Below are 17,900 nucleotides of genomic sequence, written 5' to 3'. Positions count from 1 at the left end.
ATTATTTCATGACGTCGTACTTTTCTAAGAACTTTGTATCAAAATCACCAGACTGGAATATATCATTATCCATTAAGTTTGCGTGGAATGGAATCGTTGTATGGACGCCTTCCACTACGAATTCATCCAATGCACGTTTCATCCGAGCGACCGCTTGCTCACGTGTATCCGCATGAACGATCAGCTTTGCGACCATAGAGTCGTAAAACGGTGGAATCGTATAACCTGGGTACACGGCTGAGTCAACACGTACACCAAAGCCGCCTGGAGGTAGATACATAGTCACTTTACCTGGGGATGGCATGAAATTCTTATCCGGATTTTCTGCGTTGATCCGGCATTCAATGGACCAGCCATTAAATGTAATATCTTCTTGTGTAAACGCTAATTCTTCACCTGCTGCTACTTTTAGCTGTTGTTGAATCAAGTCTATTCCTGTGATCATTTCTGTTACAGGATGTTCCACTTGAATTCGTGTATTCATTTCCATGAAATAGAATTTTTGATTGATATGATCAAAAATGAATTCTACAGTACCTGCACCGCGATAGTTACAAGCTTTAGCCGCTTTAACCGCCGCTTCACCCATCTCTGCACGCAATTCAGGAGTCAACGCAGGAGATGGAGCTTCCTCGACTAGCTTTTGCATACGGCGCTGGATAGAACAATCACGCTCACCTAAATGAATCGCGTTACCATACTTGTCAGCAAGTACTTGGACTTCTACGTGACGGAATACTTCGATATATTTTTCAATATAGACACCTGGGTTCCCGAATGCCGCAGCCGCTTCTTTTTGTGTGATTTTCACGCCTTTTACTAGCTCGTCTTCATCACGCGCTACACGAATCCCTTTACCGCCACCACCAGCTGTTGCTTTGATGATCACGGGGAATCCAAGTTCTTTTGCAATTTTAAGTGCATGGTCTGCATCATCTACAATACCATCAGAACCAGGAACGATCGGAACTCCTGCAGACGCCATTGTATTGCGTGCAACGTCTTTTGTACCCATTTTGGAAATGGCCTCTGCAGTGGGTCCGATGAATTCGATATTTACTTCTTCACAAAGTTCTGCGAAGCTCGCGTTCTCTGCAAGGAAACCATAACCAGGATGGATCCCGTCACAGTCAGTTGCTTTTGCAGCACTGATGACGTTTGAGAAGTTTAGATAACTGTCTGTCGATAGACGTGGTCCGATGCAAACTGCTTCGTCTGCTAGTTGAACGTGTAGCGCCTCTGCATCTGCTTCGGAATAGACAGCTACCGTTTTAATCCCCATTTCTTTACACGCGCGAATAATTCGCACGGCAATTTCTCCACGATTTGCAATTAATACTTTTTTCATTAGATACTCCCCCTTAGTTTTCTCTAACAAGGAATAAAGGCTGTCCGTATTCCACAAGTTGACCGTCTTGTACTAAGATTTCAACGATTTCACCATTCACTTCTGATTCAATTTCGTTGAATAGTTTCATTGCTTCTACAATACAAACGATGGATTCAGCTGTCACTTGATCACCTTTTTTAACGTATGCTTCTGCGTCTGGTGATGAAGCCTGATAATATGTTCCAACCATAGGGGAAGTGATTTTGTGTAGTGTTTCGTCAGTTACCACTTCAGCTGCTGGAGCTTCCGGTGCTGCTGTGGGAGCTGGAGTTGCTGGAGCTGCTGCTGCAGGTGCTGCCGGAGCTGGAGTCGGTGCTGCTTGTGGTGTTTGTGGTGTTTCTGTAACCGTTGTCACGGCTTGTCCGTCATTTTTTTCAAGTTTAATCTTCCCTCCATCTGATTCCAATGAGAACTTCTGGATGGATGATTGATCGATAAGCTTAATAATTTCTCTGATTTCTTGAATTTTCAACATATCTGATTCTCCTAACTAATTTTTCTAGCTACCATATTCTATGATAGTCGTTTTACAGTAAATATGGAATAGTAAAGACGCAAATTATTCTATTATTCTTGAATAATCCCAATCAGCTGCAAACTTTATGACAATTTATGCAAAAAAACGTCATTGGGTTATCTAATGATTTTATAGAGTTGACTCATACATCTGAATTATGAATCAAATCCTATAACTATTCCTAACAATTAATTTCCCATGAAAAAAGGAAGCCCAATGGACTTCCTTTTGGCATTATTCTTTTGTTTCTGCAAAATCTACTTTGACAGTTTGCGCGCCATCCCAGCTTGACATGACATACTGTGTTATTTCATCCGCCATCTTCGGTGAGTGGCTTTCATTTGATAACACAGTGACGTTGACACGATCACCATCTCCACGTACAAACACTTCGGGGTAACCAAGTGCTGCGATTTGCATCTCCATCAAAGCTTCTGTGGAACTTACTTTTCGTAATGCAGCAATTTCATTAAAAATTTCATTTTTCTCTTCAGCAGAGAAATCAGAAGAAGTCATTTTTTCTGTCAACTGTTGTACCGTCTCACTGCGTTCATTACGTACTTCCATACGCATATCTTGGAAAATATACGATTCAGCAAAGACTGGCTTCACTTCCTCCGACTTGCCTTCCTTTTCGAGTAGATTCGTTGCGTCCTTTGTTTCTTTCGTGAAGATCGCAATTCCGTCAAACGGCATCGGCGCTTCCTTCTTCACGTAGTAGATTGAAATCACTGCGACTAGACTAAGTAATGTTAAAAACCAAACTGTTCGTTTATTGGCTCTCATGTTGATTCCCCCTTTTCTTCATTTCCACGATAACGATACGATGTTCAGGCAATTGTAGGACGTTGGCTAGGAGTTGTGATAGTCCGTTTCGTACGGCCGGATCTTCCGCCCCTTCCGCCACGACGAGCAACCCCTGCAAAGGAGATTGGCTTTTTACGTCGGATGAAGCAGAGAAATAATTGGCTAACGGGCTCTCTTCTTCCTTTTCATCGTAATGAAAATACACCTTCACTTTTCCTAGCCCTTTCATTTCTTCAAGTGTTTCTTCAAGTGTTGACAACATGCGCTTCTCTTCTTTTTTCTGTTTCTCCCCTCCTACATTCGCCGTACTGGTGATGTATAAAATGCTAAACACCATAACCATCAAACCGATCATGATCAATCGGGGTTTCCCTGTGGGCTTTTCCATAGTTCCATCACCATCTCAACGTGATTTGACTAAAACGAATTCTACATTTGCATAATATGTAGCGTCACAGTAACTTATGACTCGCGAATTGTAGAATATATTGCAAAATCCATATGCCAATCGCTACTTTGCACAATGGAATAAATAACCTTTCCATTTCACGGCTCGCTAGCAATTGAATAATTAGTGCAAGGATTACCAAGTTTGCCAGCCCCAATAAAAACACTTCCATACACTCGCCTCATTTCCCAAACGTCATCAGTTTAATGAACGTCACAATGAAAATTGTTGTATAGATGAAAGCGAATGTCAGCAAAAACGAAATAGCACATAACACAAACAACGTACGACCGATATCATCCAATAACCCGCATATTTCCCTTTGCGAAAACGGTTCAACGATTGCTGCAGTCCATCTAAATAAAAAGGCAATACATAGAATCCTCACCGCCGGCAATAACGCAATCGTCCAGATGGATACGAGCAACCAAACACTCATATAAGCCGTTGCACCGGAAGAATAACGGCCGATCGATCCAAGCGTATCAGTCAACAATGAACCGATAACCGGAATATTATTCTTAATCAGCTCTTTTAACGGTTCATTCAAAGCTCCATTCATCGTCCAGGACAACGCACCACCTGCTGTGATGAAAATGGAATACGCTGCAACCATGGCAGAAACAAGCGCAAGCAATGACGTACGCAATAAATCCGCCATTCTCGTGAAAGCAATTTCCGGCACCAATCGTGTAAAGATGTCGAACAACAGCGCTGTCAATAGCACTGGCAATAGGAACTTATCTGCAAACACGACAGCCCCTTGCGCAAATAACAGCATAGCGGGTTGGAAATTCAAGACGCCAAACGTTGCACCAGATGCCAAAATCATCGCGGCAATTAGCGGGTACATGCCAAGGAATAAAGAAGCAATGGAATGCGTGATCACTTGAATCTGCTCAAAACTTTCTCTAGCCGGTTCAATTAACAACACTAAAATGAGGATGAGCAACAGAAACCTCGTCCACTTTTGAAACGCCGGAAGAAAGAAATCGACCAGAGAAGCAATGAGCAGCATAATGAGCAACAAGAAAAATGGTCCGATGATGCCCGCGATACTTTCCTGCAGAAAATTCAGCATAGAAGTCTCGTCCATTCATTAATGTTAGGATTCGTTCACCAGGGAATGAACGCGTGAATCGTCTCAATCAATTGCGTGATATACGGCAGCCACAATGTCATGATGACTACTTTCATGCTGGTCTGAAACAGCTGCCCATATGCCCCGTACCCTTCGTCTTTCATCTGAAGCGACAGAACCTCCGCTACATAATACAGACCTGCACTCACTACCAGCAGCGTTGCATAAGGCGACGGTAACTTATCCGTCAACGCTAACAATGTCGACCCGAAAGGTACAAGAACCGTGAACAATACATACACTGTGACCAGTAAGAATAGTGCGGTATAGAGAATGGGATGCAGGGCAGGTGCAGCAAATGAAAGCAAAAGTAGCAAGAGATACACGACAAATAATTGAAAGAGAATTGCCATTTACATCGCCATGGATAGCCAGCTAAAGAATTCCGTGATCTCTGTGAAGAATATCCTGAGGAACATCAGCAACTCGATCGAGATGTACAGGTATGCTAAGAAAAATAGGAAAAATGAGAACTCCTTCTTGCCTGTTTGCTCGAAGAACACGTGAAGTACCCCTATCACCAATCCGACGCCGGCGATGCGCAATAAATCATTCAGTTCCATCCCGCTACGCCTCCTCCATAGTCCACTCTATGAATCATGCTTCTAAGATATGCAAACGTATAAAAGTATAGGGGTCATTGTGGGTTGAAAGAGTAAGAAAAGAGTTTGTGTGGAGGTGGAGATTTGCGCTTTAGAGGGGACGCGTGCCCAGGGAAAACTCTGACAGCTGGAGAATCCATCACGAACCACTCACATTGAACTGAGATTTTGTACTTGAATTTTGTCCCACGCAAAAAAGGATGCCCCATTTCTGGGACACCCTCGTTACATATCTAATTATGCGCGAGAAACGTATTCTCCTTCTTCTGTGTTGATGACCAACATGTCACCTTGGTTAACAAAGAATGGCACTTGGACGACAACGCCAGTTTCCATCTTAGCTGGCTTAGAACCGCCGCTTGCTGTGTCACCTTTAATTCCAGGTTCTGTTTCGGCTACTTCAAGCGTAACTGTTATTGGCAAATCAACGCCTAGTACTTCTTCTTTATACGTGATCACATGCACTTCCATGTTTTCTTTCAAAAATTTCAGTTCATATTCAAGTTGCTTTTCAGATAGTTCAATCTGCTCGTATGATTCGTTATCCATGAATACGTGCATATCTCCGTCAGCATATAAATACTGCATTTTACGGTTGTCAATTTGTGCTTTCTCTACTTTTTCTCCCGCACGGAATGTCTTTTCATTGACGTTTCCTGAGCGTAAATTACGTAGTTTCGAACGAACAAACGCTGCACCTTTACCTGGCTTTACGTGTTGGAAGTCCATTACGCGCCAAATGTCACCATCCACTTCAATTGTTAATCCTGTACGAAATTCGTTTACTGAAATCATTCGTATTCCTCCATTTTTAAGCGATTATAAAATAAGCAGCTCTTTAGTAGACTTTGTCAAACGTTCATTACCTGTTTCTGTGATTAGTATATCATCTTCAATTCGCACGCCACCAATACCAGGAAGATAGATTCCAGGTTCCACTGTTACCGCCATATTCGGTTCAAGCACTGTTTTGGAGCGGAACGATAAGGCTGGAGCTTCGTGAACTTCCATGCCGATCCCATGACCCGTCGAATGACCGAATGCTTCACCATAGCCTTTAGACTTGATATAGTCGCGTGTAATCGCATCGGCTTCGATACCTGTCATGCCAGGCTTGATCTGTTCTACACCCAGTTCTTGGGCGCGTAACGTGACTTCATAGATTTCACGAAGTTTAGCAGAAGGCTCACCGATCGCAACTGTTCTCGTAATATCAGAGATATACCCATTATAGAGGGCTCCGTAATCCATTGTAACTAAATCACCAGTCTCAATCACTTTATCAGATGCTACCCCATGCGGTAAAGCCCCTCTTTCGCCAGAAGCAACAATTATGTCAAATGAAGAGGAAGTCGCGCCTTGTTTCCGCATGAAGAATTCCAATTCATTGGCAATTTCCAGCTCCGTTTTACCTGCTTGGATGACCGAACAAATATAGACGAATGCCGCGTCTGCGATTGCCGCCGCTTGCTTTAATACTGTGATTTCTTCTGGTGTCTTGATTAAACGCAGCTTCTCTATTAAACCAGCGACTGGCACTAGTTTTGCTTTTATATGTTCATTATACACTTCAAACTGGCTGTAGCTTAGATCTTCTTTTTCAAAGCCTAGTGTATCGATCTTCATTTCTTTCACTTGGTTCGCAATTTCCTGTATCATCGTGCCTGTATGCTGGACAATACGATAGCCAGACAGTTGGTCATTGGCTTGCCCCATGTAACGGAAATCAGTAATGAACACTGCATCATCTTGCGAAACAATCGCAGTCCCTGCAGATCCTGTGAAGTTCGTCATATAGCGACGGTTGTAAGGATTTGTGATAACTAATGCATCGAGTTGCTGTTCTTTCAATAATTTTCTCAATTTCTCTATTTTCAAGATTGTCTCTCCTCTCGTTTTAACAAAAACGCTTGGAAGGCAAGATCGTAGCCCGCTGTTCCAAAACCGCAAAGCTGTCCTGCCGCTACAGGCGCAATGACAGACGTGTGCCGGAACTCTTCGCGAGTATGTATGTTGGAGATATGAACTTCAATTACCGGAACGGAAATAGAAGCGATCGCATCACGAAGGGCAATGCTGTAGTGTGTAAATGCGCCTGGATTAAAGATAATCCCATCGATTTCCTGATCCCCTGCATCGTGAATACGGTTGATGAGCTCGCCTTCTATATTGGATTGAAAGCATGAAAGCGTAATGTCCGATTCATTGGCCAGACGCTGAATCCGGCCTTCTATATCCGCAAGTGTCTCCGCCCCGTAAATATCCGGCTCTCTTTTGCCTAGCCGGTTCAGGTTTGGACCATTTAAGAGTAACAGTTCCATTTAATCCCCTCCCACTCATTTTTCCTTCCTATTTTAGCACAATGAGTGAGCAGGACATACTAAAACTGTTTTAGCCGAACGTTTTTTTCATATAGACAGACGTCCCAATGACAAAACGAAAGATCATGGCAAACAGACAAGCAAATGGTATCGATATTTTTTTAATGAATTGTGTCATCGTCAAATCCCCTTTGACATGGATCATCCATTCAATGAAGAGAATGGCGATAATTGTGACGATCAGTGAAGAAACAGTTGGTGGAACTTTACACGTCAATCGCGCCATAAAGTATAGGATAAAGAACAGCAAGAAGCAGATCACTCCTAATACGACCCATTTAAGCCAACCAGGAAACGTCGTAAACATATGAAGTTTTTTTGTCCAGCCAATTGGCGACCATTTTATAAATTTAAAAACCTGTAGGAATTTCAGTGAAATTATAGAGAGTACCGCAGCCATAATAGCGGTCCAGACATGCGTAGTAGTGATTTTCATAACAATACCTCCCATTCCAGTGTCGGGTTATTTACACATTTTTAAACATCTCAATGGTGCAATTTCACTTTTTTTAGTACAATGGGAATATCGTTTCTTACGACAGAAAGCGTGGGTATGTTATGAGTCAACAGAAAACTCCTCCAGCTTACGGAGGTCAAGCACTTATAGAAGGTGTAATGTTTGGCGGAAAGAAAGATACGGTGACAGCAATTCGTCGCAAAGATGATTCGATCGAGTACTACCACGTACCGAGAGAATCACATCCTGTACGTACTAAATTAAAAAAGATTCCTTTAATCCGCGGAATCGTCGCGTTAATTGAATCGGCTGGTAATGGTTCGAAGCATCTGACGTTTGCGAGTGATCGCTACGACGTGATGCCTGGTGAAGAAGAAGAACATGCGAAAGAAGAAGAGACGTCGAAACTCGCGATGATTCTTGGCGTGGCGGCTGTCGGAGTGTTATCGTTTATTTTCGGTAAGTTCGTCTTTACACTCGTTCCTGTTTTCTTAGCAGAGTTGTTCCAATCCGTTGCACCCGGTAAAACAGCGCAAATTATGATCGAGAGCTTCTTTAAACTATTCTTGTTGCTAACGTATATTGGATTAATTTCCATGACACCGCTAATCAAACGGGTTTTCCAATATCACGGTGCAGAGCATAAAGTCATCAATAACTACGAAAGTAATATGGAAATGACAGTAGAAAACGTACAGTCACAATCTCGATTACATTATCGTTGCGGTAGTAGTTTCATTTTGTTTACGGTGATCGTCGGAATGTTCATTTACTTCTTAGTGCCAACTGATCCACTGTGGTTGCGCGTCCTTAATCGAATTTTATTGATTCCTGTAGTACTCGGTGTGTCATTTGAAGTATTACAGTTAACGAACGCAGTGCGCAACGTACCGGTACTTCGTTATCTAGGCTACCCTGGACTTTGGTTACAATTACTGACAACAAAAGAGCCAGACGACAAGCAAGTAGAAGTTGCCATTGCTTCTTTCGAAAAATTATTGGAAGTGGAAGAACACGGAGTAGGTGTGTTGAATCCACAAATTGCGGTAGAAACAGATGAAGCGAAAGAGCCAAAACCACTTCTATCATAAAGTTAAACAAAGAGCCTCGAATGTATTTTTAGTTCGAGGCTTTTACTTTTCTACAAAAATTATACGAGAGCAAAGAAAGGGCCCTTAGCGCATTCGCTAAAGGCCCTTTCTTTTTATTGCTCGCTAACAATCACCGGGACTTGTTTCGCTTGAATCACTTTCAGCAAGTAAAATACCCCAATTGCACCTGATACTACAATTCCTGTGCCTACCGATACAGCGTAGTCAAGATGCAGACCTTCAGGCGCATACATCCAGTACGTCACGACAACTGCGGTCATGAACATTGCAGGAATTCCTGCGATCCAATGCGCTCGTTTTTCTCTAATTAAGTAAGACGTTGCTGTCCAGAGCATGACGGCAGCTACTAATTGATTCGTTCCGCCAACATAACGCCATAAGAACGAATAATCGATAGTTGATAGATAGAACATAGGTACACCTAACAGCAATGTCGTAGCAAGAATCACCCATTTTTTACCCGGGTTTAACCATTTGGAAGTCGCTTCAGTGAAAATCATACGCGCTGAACGAAGAGCCGTATCGCCCGTCGTAATTGGCAAAATAATGACCCCTAAAATAGCTAACATCCCGCCAAACGATCCAAGCAATGTGCTCGAGATTTCATTTACAGCACCTGCTGGACCACCCGCAGCGAGAGCACTTTGTAGTCCTGCCGTACCGCCAAAGAATGTCATCCCAGCCGCAGCCCAGACCATTGCAATGACGCCTTCTGCAATCATTGCACCGTAAAATACTTTACGGCCTTCCGATTCTTTTTTCATCGTTCTAGAAACAATTGGACTTTGCGTACAGTGGAAACCAGAAATTGCTCCACAAGAGATCGTCACCATCAGCAATGGCCAAATAGGTAATTCTCCAGGATGTAAGTTCTGCAAAGTTAAATTCGGAATTTTCTCGGGTCCAAATAGTAATGCGCCACCGATTCCAACAGCCATAACAATCAAAACCACTCCGAACAACGGATACAAATGTCCTATAATTTTATTGATCGGCAAGATGGCTGCCAACACGAAGTATCCAAATATAATGATAAGAGATACTATAAATGATAGCGGTGTAATGGATGAAATGAGTTGAGCTGGCCCTGCAGTAAAGGCAGCCGCCACCAGAACCATTAGTACAACGGAAATCACATTGATGAAACGTCTTGCGATATCACCCAAATACTCCCCTACAATTTTAGGAAATTGAGCGCCACCGTGTTTTAATGATAACATTCCAGAAAAATAATCATGTACGGCACCTGCAAAAATACTGCCGAACACAATCCAAATGAATGCAACAGGTCCATATAACGCACCTGCAATCGCGCCGAATATCGGACCTAAACCTGCAATGTTCAGTAATTGAATCAACCAGCCTTTCCACCAGCTCATCGGCACATAATCCATCCCATCAGCCTGTGTGTAAGCGGGTGTTTTCCTTGCATCATCAATTACGAATACCTTTTCAACCACTTTCGAATACGTTAGGTAACCAATAATTAGCAAGACGATAGATGATAAAAATGTCAGCATAAAAACCCTTCTTTCTCGTCTTTTAATATATTTGTCTGATTGATTATTAATAAATCAAACAATTTTTTATTAGTATATAATAATTTGAAAATTATATCAACATAGATTTTTAAAATAATTCAACTTATTGATGCTACTTGATATGTTAAGCGAAAGAGTTGGCAAACATTACATTTTTTGCACATAAAAACCCCGAATGCATATAAGAGCATTCGGGGTTTTTCTACTATTTAATTATAGTCCACACTTCAATTGCGCTTGGCAATTCGTACACGTATTACATCCACCAATTTCTTCTACTGTACCTTGTCGGCAAACCGGGCACGTGTCGCCCACTTCTGAACCGATCGTGACGTTGGTAGAACGCAATGCTTGAATCGTATTGACGAGCACGACTTTTGGCTGTTCTGTCACGTCGACTACCTCTTCTGTGTCGGGAATATTATCTTCCGCTTTCAGAGTCAGCACTTGTGCATCACGGCTACCGTCGACGTACACTGTACCGCCTTTTGCTCCGCCTTTATACAATCTTTCATAGACACTTTCAACTTGCTTCACTGTATAGCCACGCGGTGCGTTAACTGTTTTAGAGATAGAGCTGTCGATCCAGCGCTGAATGATACATTGTACATCCGCATGTGCTTCTGGCGCTAGTTCCATTGAAGATATAAACCACTCAGGCAAGTTGTCCGGATCTGCATCAGGATTAGCCTGCAAATACTCTTCTACAATCTCTGCTTTTACTTCAATGAATTTACCTAGACGTCCGCTGCGGTAGTATGTGAATGAGAAATAAGGTTCTAATCCAGTTGAAACTCCTACCATTGTTCCAGTACTCACTTTTGTTACTCTCCTTACTCAAGGAGGGCGGGGTTATCAGTACCCGCTCCATATGTCGCCACATGGGTCAGACTATATCATCAACCGATTTTAATTTTTGTTTAAACTTGCTAGGATGATTATTACCAGAATGAATTATTCGGTGGCAAGGTTCACAAACACTTAGTAAATTACTTAATTCGTTTGCTATTTCATAATGGCTTGGTTTAACTTTAATAATGACTGAGCAATTTAAACATTTTTTCTCCAAAGCAATTCACTTCTTTCAAAGAGATTGTAATGGATAAATCGGTTGTCCGGCGTGTAGTCGTTGAGGGGTCAGCCATGACTTCCCTGCGGATTGTCTGCACCTTTTGATTTTTACCTTAAGCGTAATGGCAAGTTACAGGTACAAAAGGATTCTCAGAGTTTCCCGCATATAGCCAGATGTTCACGAAGCAATTACTTGCATCGGGGGCAATTCATTTACCCGTTGGAGCAACAGTTAGGAGATGTGAGTTACGTATTCCATATTCCACAATCGATTCGCGGATATCTTCCGGCATGCGCTTCATAAAGCCAGAATTAATGAAAGCATGACGTAATGCTTTCGTTTCTTCATCCGTTTTACCAATTAGGAACGGGAAACTTCCTTTTTCTTTCGCTAATTCAATCGATTCGCGGTAAGCAGTTGTCGCAATTGCTTCAAATACTTCATCCACTAATTGATTTCCTTCAGGCGAGCCGTATTCTTTTTCACAATAGATGTGAAGATCTGCAAGTCCCATAACACCAAGACCTACACGGCGTTCGCCAAGGGCTTGTACTTTATTTTCTTCAAGGAAGTACGGTGTAGCATCGATGACGTTATCTTGCATACGTACACCAGTCCGTACCGTCTCTCTCAATTTTTCAAAGTTAACCGTCTTCGTATTTTTGTCTGCCATCTCAGCAAGATTGACAGCAGCTAAATTACAGACAGAATATGGTGCAAGTGGTTGTTCACCACACGGATTCGTTGCTACAACTTGCTGTCCGTACGCTTTCGCATTCGTGTCGTCATTCGCATTATCAATAAAGAAAATGCCCGGTTCCGCCGAATACGTAGCACAGATATTAATCAAATCCCATAGTGCACGAGCTTTGATCGTACGATACACACGAACTTCGTGACCTTGACGTTCCCATTCGCGTACGTCGCCAACTTCATGCCACTGTTCGTTATAATGCTTCATTTGTTCAGGTGAATAATTTTCGACAGCTGGGAAACGTAAGTCGTAATCCGCGTCTTCTTCCACCGCTTTCATGAAATCGTCCGTTAACGTTACGGAAATATTCGCTCCTGTCAGGAATTCCGGATTATGAACAGTGTATGTTCCACCATCCTGAAGCTTCAGCTCAGCGTCACGGATAATCGCTGCGTTAAAGCCACCTTGGCCTGGAATTTGTTTATAGTTTGTGATGCTTTGATACATCGCTTCTTCTTGCGCTGTCAAAGGTTTGAAATTCAATTTCTCATCTGCTAGCTTCTTAATCAATTCATCTTCCGTGTTTTCGATCAAATAACGCAAAATTCGCGGATTCTGCATTTTGGAGATGATGAATTCATAAATATCCGGGTGCCAGTTAGATAACATAATCATCTGTGCCCCACGTCTTGAACCGCCCTGCTCAACCAAATGAGTCAACTTCGCAATATCATCTAACCATGAAACTGACCCAGATGACTTACCGTTAACCCCGCGAGCCAATGTGTTGCGTGGACGTAATGTCGAACCATTCGTTCCGACACCGCCACCACGACTCATGATCTCCATCACTTGCTTGCGGTGATCGGAAATCCCTTCACGGGAATCAGGTACAAACGGCATTACATAACAGTTAAAGAACGTGACATCTGTGTCTGATCCTGCGCCATACAGCACACGACCAGCTGGAATGAAGTTCAATGCCTTCAACTGCTCATAGAACATGTTATACGACTGTGTTTTTCTATCTTCCGTCTGTTCAACAGAAGCAAGCCCTGTCGCATTACGTTTCGCAATCTGCTCGTAGAACACCTCTAGCGGCTTCTCCAACACATCAAGGGGACGTGTAATAATTCCTTTTTGCTGCTCGTCCATATCATCGATTGATGAACGATATTCTGGTTCGATCCAAATATCCGCTTTTCCATTCGCTAGATCAAGTTTCGTAATATACCCTAACCCACGAGCAGGAAATTTCGGATCTTCTCTCACTGTTAGAACGACAAAGTCGCCCTCTTTCAATGTCTTCTTTTCCATATCTTTAAATGAATACCGATCGATCATCACTAGACGAGATACTCCACTATGCGTTAGCTTCATATCTTCTGTGACTGGGTGAACTTGAGGGAACTGCTCAATATCCTCATTCAGCTGTTGTTTATCGAGCATCGGTTCGCCTTGCTTCGACATCGTAACCATATAACATCCTCCTCATAACGCTATAAACACTATATATAGTGTTTATCTTATTAAATAATCTACTACATATTGAATACTATATCAATCGACAGTTGTTCTTCAAAAACATACAATCATTGATATAACGACATTTCGACAAAAAAAATAAAACCAAAGGACCAATTTTATTTTTTAAAATTCCAGTCATTATTCGCATATTTCTCTTTCTCGATCTGATGAACTAAAGCAAGCTGTTCAGGTGTTAATTCTAGCGGTTCCAATGAAATATCGAGAGACGCTTCAAATCCTTTGGAAAAGGCTTGTTTGCATTCCTCCACTGAAATCTCTCGGTCCGTCAATCGGTCAATCGCAATGGCACGATCCGGCAACGTTCTACGTACGCGCTCTTTCAGTGCAGGTGAGGAATACGTGAAAATAGATGTTAATTTATCAACATCCAAGCTCATCAAGATGGCTCCGTGTTGTAATATCACGCCTTTTTGACGTGTTTGCGCACTGCCAGCAACCTTTTTCCCTTCGACAACAAGTTCATACCAGCTCGGTGCATCAAAACACACACCGCTCTTTGGGCTTCTTAATTGCTCCTTGACGTCATGGTCAGGAATCGAGAACTCTGCTTGAAGTCCTAAATTACGGAATCCTTGCAACAATCCACCAGAAATTACACGGTATGCTTCTGTCACTGTTTCTGGCATATTAGGATACTGCTCGCTAACAATCACACTGTATGTAAGCTCATGTTCATGTAGGACACCTCGGCCCCCTGTTGGTCTTCGGACAAATCCAAGTCCAAGTTCTTGTACTTTTTCCATATCGATATCTTTTTCAATACGCTGAAAATACCCGATGGATAATGTAGCGGGTTCCCACTCATAAAAACGTAGAACTGGTCCGATTTCTCCTCGGCTATGTAAATCAAGAAGCGCTTCATCTAGCGCCATGTTGAAGGAAGGACTACATTTTCCAGAGTCTACATAATGCCATACTGCTTTTGTCATAATCCATTCTCCTTCGTCATTAATACTCCACTTATAGTATAGGAAATCGTCAACGAAAAAAACAATAACGCATTTCATTTTATCATTAGGATTGAACTGATGCCAGATAATCTTTATAATGGAGATATTGATAAAGGGGGAAGTTTTTTGAGTTATTATATTTTGGGAGCAGCTGTGCTCGCGGTCATCTTGTATTTCGTCATCACATACATACGGGTCGGAAAAGCATTGACTACTTTAACGCAAGAAGAGTTTATTAAAGGATATCGCAAAGCACAATTGATCGACGTGCGCGAACCAAAAGATTTCGATGCTGGACATATTTTAGGTGCACGTAATATTCCATTTACGCAGTTCTCACAACGCTATAAGGAAATTCGCCCCGACAAACCCGTTTATCTTTATGACCAAAACACAAGCCGGACAGGCCGTGCCGCGTTATTCTTGAAGAAAAAAGGTTGTACAGAAATCTACCAGCTACGCGGTGGATTTAAACAGTGGTCAGGTAAAATCAAAACCAAATAATAATCATAGATCCTCCTTTAATAGGAGGATCTACTTATTTATAAGGAGAGTGTTCTATTAATGAAACCATCTTTTTTAATTCCGTTACAGTCCGCACAATACGAAAAACTGACACATTATCAATATTATGGCGCGGTCATTGAAGCCATTCTAGACGCACTTCAACAACGTTCACCAGCTGATTGGCAAATTATCCAAGTAGATGAATTCGCTTCTTACACAGAAACCATGCTCCCTGAGTTGATTCATCGCAAACAATTGCCATACGAATCACTTAGTCATATATACGCCACATTACCGACACAAAAAATCCAACAAGACGAATCTGCTACTACGTTCTCTCTCCAAGACGCTGAGACAATCGACAATCAGTTACTTTTCTTTCCAGAACACCAAATCGCTATCGCAAACATCAGTTATTATGTCGCAACAGGTTCTACTTGGTCGGAACATACTGTATTTGCACCATCTGCTACTCACGTAAAAAATTTCATCGAAGTATTGAATCAACTACAACGGGAAGCGATGAAAACGAATATTACGTATTTAGTGGACACCGAAGAAGGCATGGAAAAAAAGACATATGGCGCTGGCACACAAATTGAGCGTAGTGACGTCCTTCTAGATGAAAATTTAAAAAACGATCTATTTCGTTCTATAGATGAATTCTTTCGAGATGGCGGGGCTTTCTTTAAAGAATACGGACTGCCGTATAAACGGGGGATCTTGCTGTATGGATCTCCCGGTAACGGCAAAACAACGCTCGTGCGTTCTATCACCGGGACAACCGACGCACCAGTCGTCTACTGGCAAATCACAGAATTTACAGGAAGTCATTCAGTACAAGAAGTGTTCAATACAGTCGAACGCCTGGCACCTGCCATTCTCGTAATTGAAGACATCGACTCCATGCCAGAACATATGAGAAGCACATTTCTGAACATCCTGGATGGCGTGCATGTCCGTGACGGCTTATTCATCATCGGGACGACCAATTACCCCGAACGTATCGACCCTGCTCTCATCAACCGTGCAGGCCGTTTTGACAGCACTTATGAAATCAAGTCTCCGACACAAGCAGTCCGTAAACTATATATGGAAAAACTAGACCGCAAAAAGATTTTATCTCCAGAACAAGTTGAAGCAATAGCGAAACAGACAAAAGGCCTTTCGGTTTCACAACTGAATGAATTATATATGTCAATTGCACTCACCTACCATTATGAGGCGAACATTGAATACGAAGAACGGATCCGCCAGCTGCAGAAACAGCATAGACAAGCTACTCGGCATGACTGGGAAACCGATTCGACAATTGGTTATTAATCCGCAAAAGAGATTGCCTTACAATTTTAAGGCAATCTCTTTTTATTTATATATTTTTCACACTGAATCACTGCGTCGATTTATTCATTTTCATCCAATCCCAGTTAAGTAATTACGCATCGTATTCCTAGTTTACATTTTAGAACTTCTATCTTTACATAAAGCCACAACTAGTTTATGAAAAAACAGCTAAATAGAAGTGAATAAATTCATAGGCCACAGTAGTTTATATATATAGTACTTATTCAGCATAATGAAAGTATAATAGACCCAATCCAAAGAAAATTTTATGCTGTTTGTTTGAATTATCAATCATTATACACACTTACGTCACAATTCAACAACAATATAGAAGTCAGTCAAAATGCGACACACTTTTCATTTCGCGTTGTATATGATAAGAAAGTTGCTTCCATACTAGCAAGAAAACAGCTACATGATTTGAAGCGTAGTATATAATGCGGAGGAATACATATGTTGAAAACTATCCAAAGAAATTTACTGTTATGTAGAATTGAAGTAAAAAGAATAGTGATGTATAAGAAAGCTGATTTTTTAGGACGTACACATCCAAGCGTCGTAAAAAGCAGCCATAGTCTAGACACTTTATTAAACAAAGTACAAGGGATTTGCCCGTAATGAAAGTAACTAATTCTATGACAACACAATAGCTTCTAAGCAAAAAGACAGTTCCGAAATGGGAACTGTCTTTTAATCTTTAATCATTCAAAATATGTGGCTTTATTGACAGAATATAGATTTCCAATTACGCATGGAATTGTACCTTATTACATACAACTTACATTCGCTTCCCTGTCTTTCTATAGTCCATATTAAGTGCAATAGTTAAAATCAATAAAAACCCTGCCATCAAGAGAGGAATCAGCCATAAATTGTCTGCATGTGTATACAGGCCTAAAAACATCATGCTGATCGCAATAACCGGAGCCGCGATATAATAAGGCTTTGCATGATACAACCATCCATACGCGAAAAAGTGCGCCCCTGTAATAATAGCAAAGATCATGATTGCGTCATATGGGCTTTTTAACATACTCCAGAAGAGGATTGGAAAATAGATAATCTGAGCCAAATTTAAATATAACCCTAGACTCCCTAAAGCATTATTATCAAATTTCCACTCGGCCTTTAATACATATGAAATTCCAATTGAAAGAGGAAACATCAAACCAGTCGAAAAAAGCATCCATATATTCTTCTGAGCTATTTCTATTGACTGCATAAATATAATCGTAATGATTAACCAAATTACGCTGGCAGACAAAAGAAATGAAATTCCATTTTTCCCTTTGATCGATAAATCATTCCTCATGTCATCTATCGTCAAGCAAATCCCCACCTTTCCCGTTCTCTTGTAAAATAGCATGGCTTAATAACTGGCAATGACAC

At 41.6% G+C, this 17,900-nt stretch carries 19 protein-coding genes and 2 pseudogenes; 4 read left to right on the top strand and 17 right to left on the bottom strand.

The window, feature by feature from the left end; all coding sequences use genetic code 11:
* Position 1 precedes the first annotated feature (1 nt).
* From accC to CSV61_RS00655, 12 genes are all read right to left on the bottom strand, one after another.
* On the bottom strand, positions 2-1,348 hold the full coding sequence (accC, locus tag CSV61_RS00705) for an acetyl-CoA carboxylase biotin carboxylase subunit (RefSeq protein WP_099637704.1): 1,347 nt from the start codon (positions 1,346-1,348) through the stop codon (positions 2-4).
* Between the two features lie 13 nt (positions 1,349-1,361).
* Complete coding sequence (accB, locus tag CSV61_RS00700) at positions 1,362-1,865, bottom strand: acetyl-CoA carboxylase biotin carboxyl carrier protein (RefSeq protein WP_099637703.1); 504 nt, start codon at positions 1,863-1,865, stop codon at positions 1,362-1,364.
* 276 nt (positions 1,866-2,141) lie between these two features.
* Positions 2,142-2,693, bottom strand: coding sequence for a SpoIIIAH-like family protein (locus tag CSV61_RS00695; protein ID WP_083030721.1), 552 nt, complete (start codon positions 2,691-2,693; stop codon positions 2,142-2,144).
* On the bottom strand, positions 2,680-3,102 hold the full coding sequence (locus CSV61_RS00690; RefSeq protein ID WP_083030718.1) for a hypothetical protein: 423 nt from the start codon (positions 3,100-3,102) through the stop codon (positions 2,680-2,682). The genes CSV61_RS00695 and CSV61_RS00690 overlap by 14 nt, the downstream gene beginning before the upstream one ends.
* Before the next feature lie 64 nt (positions 3,103-3,166).
* Positions 3,167-3,334: a hypothetical protein gene (locus CSV61_RS16650; protein ID WP_156890497.1), complete on the bottom strand. Its 168-nt coding sequence runs from the start codon at positions 3,332-3,334 to the stop codon at positions 3,167-3,169.
* A 9-nt stretch (positions 3,335-3,343) separates the two neighbouring features.
* Positions 3,344-4,243, bottom strand: a complete 900-nt coding sequence (locus CSV61_RS00685; RefSeq protein ID WP_158233742.1) for a stage III sporulation protein AE — start codon at positions 4,241-4,243, stop codon at positions 3,344-3,346.
* Positions 4,244-4,278: 35 nt separating this feature from the next.
* Positions 4,279-4,656 carry a stage III sporulation AC/AD family protein gene (locus CSV61_RS00680; RefSeq protein WP_083030713.1) on the bottom strand — a complete coding sequence of 126 codons (378 nt, stop codon included), beginning with the start codon at positions 4,654-4,656 and terminating at the stop codon, positions 4,279-4,281.
* Positions 4,657-4,866 (bottom strand): hypothetical protein, encoded by a 210-nt coding sequence (locus tag CSV61_RS00675; protein WP_029054553.1) that lies wholly within the window; start codon positions 4,864-4,866, stop codon positions 4,657-4,659. It lies immediately after the preceding gene.
* Between the two features lie 276 nt (positions 4,867-5,142).
* Positions 5,143-5,700, bottom strand: a complete 558-nt coding sequence (gene efp / locus CSV61_RS00670) for an elongation factor P (protein WP_083030711.1) — start codon at positions 5,698-5,700, stop codon at positions 5,143-5,145.
* 24 nt (positions 5,701-5,724) lie between these two features.
* Positions 5,725-6,786 carry a M24 family metallopeptidase gene (locus CSV61_RS00665; RefSeq protein ID WP_199173568.1) on the bottom strand — a complete coding sequence of 354 codons (1,062 nt, stop codon included), beginning with the start codon at positions 6,784-6,786 and terminating at the stop codon, positions 5,725-5,727.
* Positions 6,780-7,226, bottom strand: coding sequence for a type II 3-dehydroquinate dehydratase (gene aroQ, locus CSV61_RS00660; RefSeq protein ID WP_083030705.1), 447 nt, complete (start codon positions 7,224-7,226; stop codon positions 6,780-6,782). Before aroQ ends, CSV61_RS00665 begins: the two co-directional genes overlap by 7 nt.
* Before the next feature lie 70 nt (positions 7,227-7,296).
* Entirely contained in the window at positions 7,297-7,722 is a 426-nt protein-coding gene (locus tag CSV61_RS00655; RefSeq protein WP_099637700.1) for a hypothetical protein, read from the bottom strand.
* Between the two features lie 122 nt (positions 7,723-7,844).
* On the opposite strand from CSV61_RS00655, the gene CSV61_RS00650 reads away from it, so the two are divergent.
* Positions 7,845-8,834: a DUF1385 domain-containing protein gene (locus CSV61_RS00650; protein WP_099637699.1), complete on the top strand. Its 990-nt coding sequence runs from the start codon at positions 7,845-7,847 to the stop codon at positions 8,832-8,834.
* 113 nt (positions 8,835-8,947) lie between these two features.
* On the opposite strand, the gene CSV61_RS00645 is transcribed toward CSV61_RS00650, so the two are convergent.
* From CSV61_RS00645 to CSV61_RS00630, 4 genes and pseudogenes are all read right to left on the bottom strand, one after another.
* Positions 8,948-10,375: a carbon starvation CstA family protein gene (locus CSV61_RS00645; RefSeq protein WP_099637698.1), complete on the bottom strand. Its 1,428-nt coding sequence runs from the start codon at positions 10,373-10,375 to the stop codon at positions 8,948-8,950.
* Between the two features lie 234 nt (positions 10,376-10,609).
* Positions 10,610-11,212 (bottom strand): annotated as a pseudogene (locus CSV61_RS00640) (vitamin B12-dependent ribonucleotide reductase); the annotation flags it as partial.
* Positions 11,213-11,682: 470 nt separating this feature from the next.
* Positions 11,683-13,641, bottom strand: a pseudogene (locus CSV61_RS00635) (vitamin B12-dependent ribonucleotide reductase); the annotation flags it as partial.
* Positions 13,642-13,805: 164 nt separating this feature from the next.
* Positions 13,806-14,639, bottom strand: coding sequence for a lipoate--protein ligase family protein (locus tag CSV61_RS00630; protein ID WP_083030690.1), 834 nt, complete (start codon positions 14,637-14,639; stop codon positions 13,806-13,808).
* Positions 14,640-14,738: 99 nt separating this feature from the next.
* Here CSV61_RS00630 and CSV61_RS00625 point away from each other — a divergent pair, with 99 nt between their 5' ends.
* The 3 genes from CSV61_RS00625 to CSV61_RS00615 all read left to right on the top strand — a co-directional run bounded on the left by CSV61_RS00625 (position 14,739) and on the right by CSV61_RS00615 (position 17,129).
* The gene (locus tag CSV61_RS00625; protein ID WP_083030688.1) at positions 14,739-15,164 is read left to right on the top strand and encodes a rhodanese-like domain-containing protein; all 426 of its coding nucleotides are present in this window, start codon (positions 14,739-14,741) and stop codon (positions 15,162-15,164) included.
* Between the two features lie 60 nt (positions 15,165-15,224).
* On the top strand, positions 15,225-16,490 hold the full coding sequence (locus CSV61_RS00620) for an ATP-binding protein (protein ID WP_099637697.1): 1,266 nt from the start codon (positions 15,225-15,227) through the stop codon (positions 16,488-16,490).
* Positions 16,491-16,964: 474 nt separating this feature from the next.
* Positions 16,965-17,129: an aspartyl-phosphate phosphatase Spo0E family protein gene (locus CSV61_RS00615; protein WP_099637696.1), complete on the top strand. Its 165-nt coding sequence runs from the start codon at positions 16,965-16,967 to the stop codon at positions 17,127-17,129.
* Between the two features lie 160 nt (positions 17,130-17,289).
* On the opposite strand, the gene CSV61_RS00610 is transcribed toward CSV61_RS00615, so the two are convergent.
* A complete protein-coding gene (locus CSV61_RS00610; protein ID WP_099637695.1) occupies positions 17,290-17,838 on the bottom strand; it encodes a DUF7010 family protein in 549 nt (182 codons plus the stop codon).
* Between the last annotated feature and the right edge of the window lie 62 nt (positions 17,839-17,900).

The sequence above is a fragment of the Sporosarcina sp. P3 genome (assembly GCF_002743415.1).
Lineage (GTDB): Bacteria > Bacillota > Bacilli > Bacillales_A > Planococcaceae > Sporosarcina > Sporosarcina ureae_A.
Note: the sequence above shows the minus strand (reverse complement) of the source record. Positions and strands in the feature narration are given on the sequence as shown.